Source organism: Paenibacillus sp. MMO-177 (assembly GCF_037147795.1).
Taxonomy (GTDB): Bacteria; Bacillota; Bacilli; order Paenibacillales; family Paenibacillaceae; genus Pristimantibacillus.
Genome location: NZ_JBBCUR010000006.1, coordinates 213,737 through 226,105, shown reverse-complemented (window position 1 = coordinate 226,105; position 12,369 = coordinate 213,737). Strand labels below are relative to the sequence as shown.

General features: G+C 38.3%; 12 protein-coding genes. 5 read left to right on the top strand and 7 right to left on the bottom strand.

All coding sequences use genetic code 11. From position 1 onward, the window contains the following. The first annotated feature begins 41 nt into the window (after positions 1 to 41). The 3 genes from WFK81_RS21800 to WFK81_RS21790 all read left to right on the top strand — a co-directional run bounded on the left by WFK81_RS21800 (position 42) and on the right by WFK81_RS21790 (position 4,148). On the top strand, positions 42 to 1,121 hold the full coding sequence (locus tag WFK81_RS21800; protein WP_336788480.1) for a copper resistance D family protein: 1,080 nt from the start codon (positions 42 to 44) through the stop codon (positions 1,119 to 1,121). Positions 1,122 to 1,243: 122 nt separating this feature from the next. Then, a complete protein-coding gene (locus WFK81_RS21795) occupies positions 1,244 to 3,436 on the top strand; it encodes a heavy metal translocating P-type ATPase (protein WP_336788479.1) in 2,193 nt (730 codons plus the stop codon). 157 nt (positions 3,437 to 3,593) lie between these two features. Next, on the top strand, positions 3,594 to 4,148 hold the full coding sequence (locus WFK81_RS21790) for a PspA/IM30 family protein (RefSeq protein ID WP_336788478.1): 555 nt from the start codon (positions 3,594 to 3,596) through the stop codon (positions 4,146 to 4,148). A 151-nt stretch (positions 4,149 to 4,299) separates the two neighbouring features. Here WFK81_RS21790 and WFK81_RS21785 read toward each other — a convergent pair whose 3' ends face one another. From WFK81_RS21785 to WFK81_RS21775, 3 genes are all read right to left on the bottom strand, one after another. Next, positions 4,300 to 5,454 (bottom strand): murein hydrolase activator EnvC family protein, encoded by a 1,155-nt coding sequence (locus WFK81_RS21785; protein WP_336788477.1) that lies wholly within the window; start codon positions 5,452 to 5,454, stop codon positions 4,300 to 4,302. Between the two features lie 278 nt (positions 5,455 to 5,732). Continuing rightward, the gene (locus tag WFK81_RS21780; RefSeq protein ID WP_336788476.1) at positions 5,733 to 6,623 is read right to left on the bottom strand and encodes a M56 family metallopeptidase; all 891 of its coding nucleotides are present in this window, start codon (positions 6,621 to 6,623) and stop codon (positions 5,733 to 5,735) included. Then, entirely contained in the window at positions 6,620 to 7,042 is a 423-nt protein-coding gene (locus tag WFK81_RS21775; RefSeq protein WP_336788475.1) for a BlaI/MecI/CopY family transcriptional regulator, read from the bottom strand. The genes WFK81_RS21780 and WFK81_RS21775 overlap by 4 nt, the downstream gene beginning before the upstream one ends. A 208-nt stretch (positions 7,043 to 7,250) precedes the next feature. Between WFK81_RS21775 and WFK81_RS21770 the strand changes: the two genes are divergently transcribed. Together WFK81_RS21770 and WFK81_RS21765 are read left to right on the top strand one after the other, a co-directional pair. Continuing rightward, on the top strand, positions 7,251 to 8,345 hold the full coding sequence (locus WFK81_RS21770) for a hypothetical protein (RefSeq protein WP_336788474.1): 1,095 nt from the start codon (positions 7,251 to 7,253) through the stop codon (positions 8,343 to 8,345). A 26-nt stretch (positions 8,346 to 8,371) separates the two neighbouring features. Beyond that, complete coding sequence (locus tag WFK81_RS21765) at positions 8,372 to 8,923, top strand: PspA/IM30 family protein (protein ID WP_336788473.1); 552 nt, start codon at positions 8,372 to 8,374, stop codon at positions 8,921 to 8,923. A gap of 441 nt (positions 8,924 to 9,364) precedes the next feature. Here WFK81_RS21765 and WFK81_RS21760 read toward each other — a convergent pair whose 3' ends face one another. The 4 genes from WFK81_RS21760 to WFK81_RS21745 all read right to left on the bottom strand — a co-directional run bounded on the left by WFK81_RS21760 (position 9,365) and on the right by WFK81_RS21745 (position 12,195). After that, positions 9,365 to 9,811, bottom strand: coding sequence for a hypothetical protein (locus WFK81_RS21760; protein ID WP_336788472.1), 447 nt, complete (start codon positions 9,809 to 9,811; stop codon positions 9,365 to 9,367). A 265-nt stretch (positions 9,812 to 10,076) separates the two neighbouring features. Further along, positions 10,077 to 10,601 carry a hypothetical protein gene (locus WFK81_RS21755; RefSeq protein WP_336788471.1) on the bottom strand — a complete coding sequence of 175 codons (525 nt, stop codon included), beginning with the start codon at positions 10,599 to 10,601 and terminating at the stop codon, positions 10,077 to 10,079. Positions 10,602 to 10,788: 187 nt separating this feature from the next. Continuing rightward, on the bottom strand, positions 10,789 to 11,169 hold the full coding sequence (locus tag WFK81_RS21750; RefSeq protein WP_336788470.1) for a hypothetical protein: 381 nt from the start codon (positions 11,167 to 11,169) through the stop codon (positions 10,789 to 10,791). Between the two features lie 501 nt (positions 11,170 to 11,670). Further along, the gene (locus WFK81_RS21745; RefSeq protein ID WP_336788469.1) at positions 11,671 to 12,195 is read right to left on the bottom strand and encodes a hypothetical protein; all 525 of its coding nucleotides are present in this window, start codon (positions 12,193 to 12,195) and stop codon (positions 11,671 to 11,673) included. Between the last annotated feature and the right edge of the window lie 174 nt (positions 12,196 to 12,369).

Below are 12,369 nucleotides of genomic sequence, written 5' to 3'. Positions count from 1 at the left end.
ATAGATTAAAGCAACCATTCCCTATTTTTGGAGTTGATACGTTGTATATTTACCTATTTGAAACTCTTCTTTATCTTTCGTTTGCACTCTCTGCTGGTTACCTTTTACTTGAGTTTGTCCCAAAAGGGTTAAAGCCAGAAACCAATGTACCTTTTCGATTATTTCAATTGGCTGCAATTGGAATTCCATTATTTTCTTTCGCATCAATCGTAAGAACATCCATCATTCTGATGGATTTTGCTCCACAAATGTCTTTTTGGGAAGTCCTCTTAATTGTTTTGAATGACTATTCATTTGGACGTGCTTGGATTATGAATTTTATTCTCGGCAGCGCTTTATTTATGGTCATTTCTTTTAATGGTTTAAAACACAAGCCATCAAAATGGATTGCAGTTGGAATTTGGCTTTGCATGGTATTTATTCATGGTTATGCAAGTCACCCCGCATCCCTTTCTAAGACATGGGGACTTTTATCACAATCTCTTCATGTTGGAGCAGTCTCTGTTTGGCTAGGAATCCTTATTCTTGTTGCATGGTTTAATAAAGGAAATTGGAATTGGAAAGCTTTTACTCGATGGTATACCCCACTGTCTATTGTTTGTATGATAATTATTTTGATCGCAGGATTTGTAATGATGTCAATAATTATAGAAGTTGGGTATATCAATTCATGGGGCATTGATTATGGCGAGGCCTTGTTACTCAAACATTTATTGTTTATTCCACTTATTTTATTAGCTTTTATGAATGGGATTCTTACCAAAGTGTATGCAAATGGCCACAATAGTCGTGGTCTAAGTTCCTGGCTTAAGGCAGAGAGTCTTATTGCCGTACTCATTCTTATAACGACTGCCTTTATGGGAATCCAAGAGCCTCCTCACGAGACGGAATCAGAAGAAGCAGTAGCCTCTTCCTTATTTAAAATTCTACATCCAAATTTGGTCGATCTATCCCTGCAATGGAACTGGAGTTTTCTTGGAATAGGTTGTTTTCTAATGGGAGCTATCTCAATTGCTCTATTGTTTACAGCGTACAGAAGGTACAAAATTGGTCATTTCTTCACTTTATCTTTAATTGCCGTGGTATTTCCTTTTTTGGGTCTCCTTCTATCTGTAAAATAAATTCGAATTCAAATAATGAAATGCAATTGATTCGTTACTTTTGGGCAAATTAGGTTTGACATTTTTATGTTAATGGCATAATATATGAGCAACTATTCATATAAAGAAAGAAGGAAGTTCACATGAATGAATATCGCATTAAAGGGCTATCCTGTGCAGGTTGTGCGCAAAGGATAGAAGATGAAATTAAACAGTTAGATCATGGTAATGATGCGACTCTTAGCTATAACTCAGGCAAATTAAAGGTTAATTCGGATGTTTCATTGACGGATGTCAAACGGATCCTAAAGTCAGACGGTGCATATATCTCTGAGCAGTTAAATGAGCAAGCGATTAGTAAGAATCACAGTCATCATAATCACACACATGGCGATCACAAACACGATGATCATGATCACGGGCATGGCGATCACAAACATCACGGGCATAGTCATGGTGATCATGATCACGAACATGGTGATGGAAACAAAATGTTAAAACTCCTTATTGCCTCAGGTGTCATTTATATTGCGGCAATCTTTTTGGATGGTACTTTGGCGAAATGGTCCATTATTCTTCTTTATTTAGTCGCTACCGTTATTAGTGGATACACGACTTTCTTCCGCGGTTTAAAGAACTTGAGAAAGCTTAAATTTAACATAGATACGCTTATGACTATTGCATTGGTTGGCGCAGTTGCGATTGGTGAATGGAAAGAAGCGACTTTAGTAGCTATTTTATTTGGATTAAATGAGCTCCTCGAAGGCTATGGCATGGAGAAGGCAAGACGTTCCATGGAGACTCTACTTCAAGTTGCTCCAAAAGAGGCAATAAAGCTGGAAAATGGTCAAGAAATCGTTGTACCTATCTCTTCCTTACAAGTTGGAGACCTCGTAAAAATTAAACCGGGTGAAAAAATTCCATCAGATGGTGTCGTTCTAGAGGGGAAAAGCTCAGTTAACGAAGCTGCCATAACTGGGGAATCTCTCCCCCTTGAGAAAGAAGCCGGTGAGCCTGTTTTTGGCGGAAGCATTAACAATGAAGGACTACTTATTGTAAAAATTGAAAAGGCCTATAATGACTCCTCTTTAGCGAAGATTCTTCACCTTGTTCAAGAAGCTCAGGAAACGAAAACACCTACTGAATTGTTCATCAATAAATTTGCCAAATACTATACACCGCTAATTATGATTGTTGCAGCATTAGTTACAGTGGTCCCTCCTCTTCTCTTACAAGGGGACTGGGTAACATGGCTTTATCAAGGCTTGTCGGTTCTGATCGTCGGATGTCCTTGTGCATTAATTCTGTCCTCGCCTATTGCCATTGTATCCGGTATTACACGTAACGCGAGAAATGGTATCCTCGTGAAAGGCGGCGTGTTCCTGGAACAACTCGGGAAAATCGATACCCTTGCATTTGATAAGACAGGTACCCTAACAAAAGGTGAGCCACATGTAGCACAACTTGAGGTCTATGATAAAGATCGCTTTTTCGAAGTAGCTGGAGCCATTGAAAAATCTTCGTCTCATCCGCTGGCAAAAGCTATAATGAAGGAAATTGCAAGCAGAAACATTATTACACCAGAACCAGATGAAATTCAAACTGTAACTGGTCAAGGCATAAAAGCCAAGGTTAAGGGCCAATCCTACTGGCTGGGGAATGAAAAAAGTATTGAACATATTCAAATCATTGATTCCATTAGAACACGGGTTGAAGAACTTAAGAATGATGGTCTCACCTTAGTTATAGTTGCGGATGAGCATCAAATTCTCGGGATCTTTGGCATTGCAGATGAAATTCGTCCAGAAAGTAAGTCGGTCATTAACGCTTTGCATCGATTGGGAATAAAAAATACTGTAATGCTTACTGGTGATCATCAAAAAACAGCTGAGAAGGTAGCTAGTACAGTTGGTGTCACGAAATATTTTGGAGGTTTGCTGCCTGAAGACAAGGTTAATCATATAAAGGAATTATCTGATAAAGGTATTGTAGCCATGATTGGAGATGGGATTAACGATGCCCCTGCTCTTGCTACAGCCCAATTAGGAATTGCAATGGGTAAAGGAACAGACAGCGCAATTGAGACAGCAGATATTGTACTTATGCAGGATCACTTAGGTAAATTGCCGGCTGCGGTTTCAGTTGCTAAACGCGTCAATCGAGTTATCCGTTTTAATATTATAGTTGCACTCGGTTTGAAGATCATTGCATTATTATTGACCATTCCGGGATGGCTGACTTTATGGATTGCTATTCTATCCGACATGGGAGCAACCATATTTGTTACACTTGTAAGTTTGACCATTTTAATTGAAGGTAAAAAAAATAAGATGTAAAAGACATGAAGCCCTAATACAACAGTTGTTAGGGCTTTATTTTTTGATCGTCTTATATATGAATTATAAGCTATTGCCACTTCCCTGTCATGAATCGGTTATTTAGACCGAAATGAATTAATAATGATGATCTAAGGAGAATAAAGGAGGTCATTTCATGGGGCTTTTTAGCCGGTTGAAACATTTTTTCAAAGCCAAACCGGAAGAAGATCAGCCGGTGCAAATTTTAAATGCTTTTATTGAATTCTATTCAGATAAAGTTCATGAACTATCTATATCATTGAATAAATCGAAATCTGAGTGTCTACTTATTAAAGGGAGAATGAAGTTACATCTAGTCAATATGGCCATTTATCGAGAAAAAGCAGAACTGGAAAGTAATCTTGGAAATAACGACATGGCTAAACAATGGCTTATACAAGCAAACTCGGAGGAACTGGACTATGAGAGGTTAATCCTGGAGATGGAAAGATTGCACCGCTCCACCTCTCAATTGAAAGATGCCTTATCCCAGTTGGAAAACAAATTGTTTATTGCTACAGAGATGCATAAACAATTCACGCTTCGTCTGGAAGCAGCCAATTCCCCGTTAGAAATGAAAACCTTCTCCCCTTCTTCATTAGACACAGTGAAAGAGAAAAAATTTCTCGCCGAAGCTAAAGCTGAATTAATAAATCACACAAAAGATAACACCTATTTTTTTCGAAGTTAATTTTAATTAAAGGCTTGAATGTAATAGAAAGCTCTTATATACCAACAAGAATAAAGCAGTTCCCTCCGGTTAGAAGGAACTGCGGAAAATTATACTACAATAAATAGTTTAATTGCGTAGATCTCTACTTGATTAAAGACATACGTTCAGGTTATTGAATGTATGGTTCCGGATTAACTGCGTTTTCATTAATTCTTACCTCAAAGTGAAGATTATTACCTGTTGCTGTACCCGTCATCCCCACTTCAGCAATTTTTTGTCCTTTCGAAACTTTGTCACCAGCAGCAACTTTTATTCCATCGTTTCTAATATGAGCGTATAATGTCCATACTCCTTGCCCGTGATCTATAATTACAGTGTTCCCATAACCACTTACAGTTTGAGCCAACAAGACCACTCCTGATTCAGCGGCAATAATCTCTGTTCCGCTCGACGCGGCAAAATCCATTCCCGTATGCATTTTTTTGACACCTGTTACGGGATGAACCCGAGAGCCATATGGAGAACTCATACGGGAATAGTCAATAATAGGCATCCCTAGCTTACCACCATGATACGTTTTAGTTCCTGGGTTCTGCTGCTTTTTCTGTGCTTCCAATTTTGACGCTTGATTTGCAAGCAAAATTAAGGTCTGTTCTTGCTGTTCTGAGATGTCCTCAAGTTCTTCAATTTTTTGTTCATAACGGGCAAGTAATAAAGCTTTTTCATTTTCTTTATTCCTCAATTCTCTTTTATAGGTTTCTAACTTTGCATACATATTGTTAATTTCCTGCAATTGCTTTGCGGCTTGAAGTTTTGTCTCTTCAATACTTGCTTTCTCTTTTCTAGTTTGCTCTAACAGATCACGATCTCGACTCAAGATTGAATGCAATGCATCAAATCGATCTATAAAATCGGAAAAGCTTGTTGCATTTAATAAGACATCTACATATGATACTGCCCCATTCATATAGAGGAGTCGCATACGGGATTGCAATAATGTATCTCGTTCATTAGCACGCTGTTTGGCCTCTTCTAGTTCATTCTGAATCTGTATGAGTTCTTTTTCCTTACTTGTAATTCGAGTTTGAACGGCATTTAAGTTGTCATTGACCATATTTAACTCTGCCATAACGGTTTCGATAGCCTGCTCCACATTGACCTTTCCAGCTTGTATTTCTTCTAATTGATCATTGGTTCGATTTGATTCTTTCTTTGTGTCTTGAATTTGTTCCTGAACCGAGTTTATCTCCTGATTGATTTGATCCCAAGTACTTGCCTCTACCTTTTCGTTAGGTTGTATCAAGAGCGCCGTTGCGATAACCATTAAAATTATTTTCGTTTTTCGCAAAATTTTCACCTACATTTTCTAATTCTCTGCATGTTGTTAACCATTATGATTAATTCCTAATTTTAAGCCTCCTCATTTTTCCTTTCGAATGAATTATCAAGCTAAGTCACAACATAAGATATTGCGACATTAAACTACACAGAGTAGTATAATTCGATTTATTTTGTTGTTTTTCCTTCATCTATTCATTAGATTCTTTTCATTTGAGTAGCTCCTTTCTTGTAAACAGCTCGGGCACATAAAAAATGGAGGGCTTATACAAGCCCTCCAAATTGATTACAGACAAAGCCAAACAACGTTAATGTAATGAGAATAGAGATGGATATAATAATGCTCCTTCTCTTCAAAAAGGGAATATTCAGTTCATTAGAAGGATCAATGATTTGTTGCATTCGATAATTGATTGCCTCATTTGCAAAATGAGAACTTATTGGAAAGCGTTTATGCGTGGTCCTTACATCTTCGACCAGTCCAAGAAGTACTCTCCCTATAGGTGCTGTATTTTTCATTCGATAAATAGCATACCGATCTGCCATGATTTCCATCCAGATATAATAAAAATGAGATAATTCTTTGATCACAGGGATAAAAAATAACACTTTACTTAGTAACTTCAACATGTTTATTTGCAGAGGGTGATAGGCTAAACAATGATATTGTTCATGATATAAAATAGCCTCAATCTCATCTTCACTAAACTTAGAGAGCGCGTAAGTAGAAATGAGGATTTTAGGTTTGCATATTCCATATGATAATGCAATAAAAACGGGCTCTTGGATAATTACTATATTCTTCTTTGTAGGACTATAGCGTTGATTCCATTCTTTAGTCAGATCGTCTTCTCTACGATCCAAAATAAGTTTTTTGAGTCGTATTTGTTTTATCGTTTGAATTGATAAATACGATACGGTAGTGGCCAGAGCATATACAATAAAGCCATTTATCATTTGCTCCGTAAAAAAATGATTGGTTGTTAAATCACGAATAATCGCTAACCATAAATGCCGGAAATCAGATGTATTGGGTACATCTATTAATTGATGCACTAAATTAAAGGTTATTTGGGATACGATCCAACCTGTAATCAGTAAAAGGGCAATAAAGGCTATCTTAGGTTTTCGAGGCATTTTCACCTTATCAATCATTGTCCATTCATCTCTTCCAGTTTACGCTGCAGCTTTTCGATCAAAGATGCATCTGCTTTATCAAGACGCTCAATAAAGTGGATTACAACGACAGATCCAAAATCATCAATTAATTCATCTGTTACAATTTTTGTTTGTTCATTAATAAATTGATCCTTTGTATGTACTGGATAAAAATAGGTCAAGCGGTTTCTGCTCTTGCCAGTTGTTTCTTTATAAAGAAGACCTTTATCTACCAGACGGATCATGACTGTCATTACAGCGTTCAGTGAAATGGGATCTTCATGATTTATAAGTTCATGAGCTTGTTTAATGGTCAGCTTTTCTTTTTTCCACATAAGGTTCATAATTTTCAGTTCTAGTGTTCCAAAAAAACGAAGCAGCCCTTCTTCTTCCATATTGATTTTTTTAATCTTCATGTCTGATACCTCCGGACATTCTTCTTCTGATTCATTGTATCATGCTAATAAATTTGATCAAAGTAATGAGCATGGTAATGTGTGGGACGATATTTCCTGCAATAAAAATTACAGGCAGAAACTATCGTCTAATTCAATACGTATTATATGGTAAGACTTTTAGTGATAAAGTAAATTACAATGCGTGAAATTTTATGGAGGTGCAATAATGGGACTTTTCGATTGGATTCGTGAGAGTATTACAGGACAAAAAATTTGTCCTCCGGAGCATCTTGAAAGCTATAAACGACTTGGAGAACAAGTGTACGGCTTGCATGTGGAGCTTGCCCAAAGCGATACGCCCCGAGCTCGTGCATTCCTGCAGGCTGCCAGAAGCATGCAAACCATGGCAGACGCTCTTTTAGGAGATGCATTCTTGAGTGAACCAAAAGCCGTGCCAGTGATCACACACAATCAGGCAGATATTTGGTATGGCAAAATTCCCGACTTAATGGTGGCTACAAGGCAAGAAGCTGCATTTGCAAACGCTGCGGCCATGCAATTACCTATCTATCTTGGACAGCAAGAGGAAGGCCCTTCCCCCTGCCCTGTTGAACACCTGGCAGGTTTGAGACGTTCTGCGGAACAGATGGATGAGATGATTGCACAAACCGTTGAATCGATCCGAAATCAAGGGGAGAAGTTTAAAGAAATTATTTTATTGTACGAATCGGCTAAAACACGCAAACAAGCCGGCGATGCGATTGTCGGAAATATCACGAATGGTCGTAAAGTATCCACAGAGAGTCATGAAGATGCAGAAAAGCAGTATTGGATGGCACTTTCAGATTACCTGCTTGTTGCGCAGGGACTGGAAGCACCTGACTTAATTAAGCGTCAAACCCTGAACACATCAAAAGGCTCCTTTGCAGACCCTCGTTGCAAACTTGATTCATCAGACATTTGGAAAGTAACTTCGACTGAAGCAAGAAATGATATTATTAAGTCCGGAGAATATGCACAAGCGGTTGAAGACTTGGAAGAACATTGGGGTTCTTGTAAAATTACGCCTATTGAACGTGAGTATGAAACTACAGTTGAAGACCTTCTGAAACAAAATCTCATTAGAGAAGATGGCTATTGGTACTGTTGCCCCTTCCCTGCTGTATATAAGGTCACCAGTAATTCGGTTGATGTGCTAGGCAGAATACTTCCTCGAGGCCATGTTTTTGTTTATGAATATGGTGATGATGGAGCAGCTGGAAGGTTTATTACGGCAGTTTCTTTCCAGACTGGTGTGGATCGGAAATATTGTGAAGATTAATTAACGAGTTAGAAGGAGGTCAGCCGATGGGGCTTTTTGACCGCATAAGGGTTCTCTTCAAAGCGAATTCCCCTCAGGAAGATCATCCACTGCAAGTCTTGAGTGCCTTTATCGAGTCTTCCTCAGAAAAACTACGCGAACTAACTGTTTCCGTAAACAGATCGGAATCGGAATGGCTGCTTCAAAAACGAAAAATGGATCTTCATTTAGTCAATTCGGCTATGTACCGGGATAAAGCCGATCAAGAAGCTAAAGTTGGAAATGCAGACATGGCAAAGCATTGGCTGGTGCAAGCACATTCACAGGAATCTTACCTAGCCAAGTTAGAGCCAGAGGTGGAGAGATTACAGCAAAGCACCGATCAGATGAAAGAAACTTTAGCTCAAATAGAGAACAAGCTGCAAACCGCTAAAGAGTTGCGGCAACAATTTATGCTTCGTATTAATGCTGCGGATTCTCAGGTACAAATGAACACTGCGTTGAATGAGATATTATCCTCATCTGCTTTGGATAGAGTAAGAGAAGAAACTTTTCTAGCCGAAGCAAAGGCAGAGCTAATGCAATCTCGACCGAAATAATGTCATATACCGAAATAAAATAAGGCAGGGGATCCTTTGATCTGCTGCCTTATTTTTTATTGAGCTTTTTGACTCCCCTTAGGTTAATAACTCGATCTGATGTTCTTGGGGAACACGGCCTTGTATAGAAGTTCTTGTCCTAATACGGCTTAGTATAGAAGTTCTTGTCGTGAGCTCACGACAAGAACTTCTATACTAAAAATAAAAAAGCCGCAATTTATGCGACTTCCATTGTATAGATGTTATTGTCATTCGACATAAGTGCGCTCCCCATTCCCGTTTAACTAAGGCTAACATTTCAAGTTCTTGTCCTAAATCGGTTAACGATATATGTTCTTGTCACTGGCTTTTGACATGAACATATATCGTTAAAAAGAAAAAAGCCGTAATTAGCGGCTTCTTAGGCATATATGTTCTTGTCACCCGACAGCACTCGCTAGGTTATCCACTTGGAACTCCAGTTTTCTCATTATCATCGTTATTTCTAACGAATGCAGCAAAAGCAGCTTTCCATTTTTTACTTTCACGGAAGTTATGGAAAAACATCTTCGTTCGATCTGTGAAAGGATATTCATTTTCTAATTGATACCGGGCTTGCAAAAATAGATCAGTAAAGAGTGGGTCAGTATTCTCTGTTATTTTATATGGCCGTGTAAATATCTTTATTATTCTCTCGACAATATTAAGCAACAGCAAAGGAGTTAATTCCATTTGAAGGACCTCGGTATCACTTTCCCATAGTAGCTTTGGTACTTCAAACGAAGGCGAAAATGCAATACTTGTTTCACTGTTGGGTGTGACAAAACCCAGCAATAACCAAGGTTCATACGGAACATCTTTAAAAGATTCCACTTCATATTTTCTAAGATCACGTTTAATTTTATCCACTATGAGCTCAGATGCTGAAGGCAAGATTTCAGTTTCAAAATGGATGACATTTCTCCATCTCTTTTAGGATAGTTCCTTCTTATTTCGAAATTCACTTTGACCTTGATTTTCCAAGGGCAATTGTGTTCAATTTTTCTTTCCAGTCAGGATCCGACGGTTCTTGTAGAGGACGTCGTTTAATACCCTCATGAAATTTTTCGTTAGGCACTCGACAGGTCGTAGAAATCGTGCTCTATTGGCATCATCGTCCTGTAATACTATAACACTAACCACCCGCTCTAGCGCATAGCTTAAGTACATCGATTATTTTTTCATTATCAGTATTCTCATCATTGTCCCATTGGCCGTAGAAAGCATCGAGAGCCTCCACAAACCATTCAGTTTCATTGGTGGTCACTCCTTGATTCTGAAGCTTTTTTAAGTAGGGGGAAATCAGTGAAGCTTTTTCTTCTTGTGATAGATATATCCAGTAGGATCCGTCCCAATTTTCACCATAAACATTATTTGAATCAGAATCTGGATAGGAGTTAATAAGAAAGGAATAGTTCTGATCTGGTTCATTAGTATCTGTGCTACCATTTAGGCTACTGGAACTGGATTCTGATGTGTCTGGACTTTCTTCAGTTGTAATGGACTTTATTTTATCTGTTGTTTGATCATAAACTGGAGACGTGTTTTTGCCAGTCCATTCAATTTCACCGAGGGTATATGCTACTGCTAGAAGAGCAACCCCTGCAACCCCAATCAAAAATTTTTTTCTTGCTGTTAAATTTTTATTATTTTCACTCATATTGTTCCTCCTAAACTGCATTTGATTCTAAGAGTATAAGACGATTATAACAATGGCGATTATAGCGCGATTCCAAATCCAAAGAAGACCGACTCCTGCACACGATATTAGTCGGGAACGATCAGGGAATAAAAGATAAACCGGAAGCGGGTGTGCCCTTCCGGTTAAAAGATGAAGAATGATCTTATTATTCGATATCAACGGATCTGAAGTAGTAACCATCTTTCTCTTTATTAAACTTTAGATTCCAGACTTGCTCTTCCCCATTGTTGTCTTTCCAAGTCGCAATAATAACTCGGGCATTGTCACTACTAACACCTAAGAAAATCTCTTTAGGTTTCCTGTCAACGATGTCATATTCATTAGCCAAGTCAATAATATACTGTGGTGGGAAGTCCATGTCATCTGAATGATTTATTTTTGCATTAGCTGTGATATCCCCAGCTATTGCCGAGCTCATGAAAGTTTCTGCTGCCTCCATTGGTGTATCATTTTTTAACTCTCGTTCAGCGCAAGCAGCAGTAAGTAGTAGAATCAGTACTATAACTGCAATTTTAGCTTTCCACATGACATTTAGCCTCTCCCTTATTCGTTGAACATCCTAACGTTATAATCCCATATTTTTCATAGTAACAGAAAAAGGCTGCCTTTCAAGACCAGCAGCCTTTAAAATATCTATATTTGATTTATCGGCGGAATGGTTGAGATCCCAATTGTCAATAATACGCCCCTCCTAACGGTTTCGATAAATCCATTATCCCCGCATAACTGATTACTAGACGAATAGAAATGAAATGCAAAACAGACCCCATAATTAGAGGTCTGCATTGAAAGGTTATGCGCGCCTTATAACATAACCTACAATTATTCTATTTAGGATATTTCGGAATAATACCTCTAAAGTACTCGAACTTTCATTCTAGAACAATAAATGCAACATTATTAAGTGCTTCAATTTAAAGACCATTTTTGTTATATCATCAATTAAAGGCGGCCGAATCCGGATTGAATTCGACCGCTAATATTTTTAGGTACTGATTGCGGACGGGCAAACAAGCGATATTTCACACTAATGCTGCTGTGCTCTTTCAATAATTCCGAGACTCCTGGCACGATCCATGATCCCCATTAAGGTTTCTAAATCAGAAGGTGCATTTTTAGCTACTTGTTCTTTAAGAATCAGAATTTCCTCATCTCGAATTAAAAGTTGTGACCTCAATGCGCTTATAGTTTCTTGTTGGGTGTGTATTTGTGACTTATAGCTCTCTGCAAGCTGGCGTATACTTGCTAAAAGATCACTAATCTCCACTATGGATTCAGGTGTCCCAGGAGTGCTAAAAGGTAAGACATTGCCTTTTTGACGGGATTTTTTCTTCAATCTTTCTCTCTTTGCCTCATTAATAGACTCCTCAAACCTTTTACGAACATCGCCATTCCACCGAAAACCACAAGCTGCAGCAGTTCGACCTATATTTTCTCCTACTGTTTTAAAAGCATTCAATTGAGTTTTTCCATCACGTATATAACTCAACACGATACTCGCCAGTGTTTGATCTTCGTCCGGTGTCCAAATGTCTTTTCGATTTTGAATCATGTGTATCGCCTTCCCTTGGGGTATCATTTAGAGATAAGTATTTCCATTTTGTGTATATTAAAAACTTAGCTCCAGATTAAAGTAACAATGAGATGAAAACTGATTGGCCTGTACGGATCCCTCCTCTTCTAGAAAGCTTTCGGGCTAACTAAGCAACAGAAAAAGGAGGCATAT

Coding starts and splice junctions, on each gene's coding strand:
- WFK81_RS21745 (WP_336788469.1), bottom strand. CDS start 12,195: ATGATTCAAAATCGAAAAGACATTTGGACACCGGACGAAGATCAAACA.
- WFK81_RS21790 (WP_336788478.1), top strand. CDS start 3,594: ATGGGGCTTTTTAGCCGGTTGAAACATTTTTTCAAAGCCAAACCGGAA.
- WFK81_RS21755 (WP_336788471.1), bottom strand. CDS start 10,601: ATGAGTGAAAATAATAAAAATTTAACAGCAAGAAAAAAATTTTTGATT.
- WFK81_RS21765 (WP_336788473.1), top strand. CDS start 8,372: ATGGGGCTTTTTGACCGCATAAGGGTTCTCTTCAAAGCGAATTCCCCT.
- WFK81_RS21780 (WP_336788476.1), bottom strand. CDS start 6,623: ATGATTGATAAGGTGAAAATGCCTCGAAAACCTAAGATAGCCTTTATT.
- WFK81_RS21770 (WP_336788474.1), top strand. CDS start 7,251: ATGGGACTTTTCGATTGGATTCGTGAGAGTATTACAGGACAAAAAATT.
- WFK81_RS21750 (WP_336788470.1), bottom strand. CDS start 11,169: ATGTGGAAAGCTAAAATTGCAGTTATAGTACTGATTCTACTACTTACT.
- WFK81_RS21775 (WP_336788475.1), bottom strand. CDS start 7,042: ATGAAGATTAAAAAAATCAATATGGAAGAAGAAGGGCTGCTTCGTTTT.
- WFK81_RS21785 (WP_336788477.1), bottom strand. CDS start 5,454: ATGGTTATCGCAACGGCGCTCTTGATACAACCTAACGAAAAGGTAGAG.
- WFK81_RS21795 (WP_336788479.1), top strand. CDS start 1,244: ATGAATGAATATCGCATTAAAGGGCTATCCTGTGCAGGTTGTGCGCAA.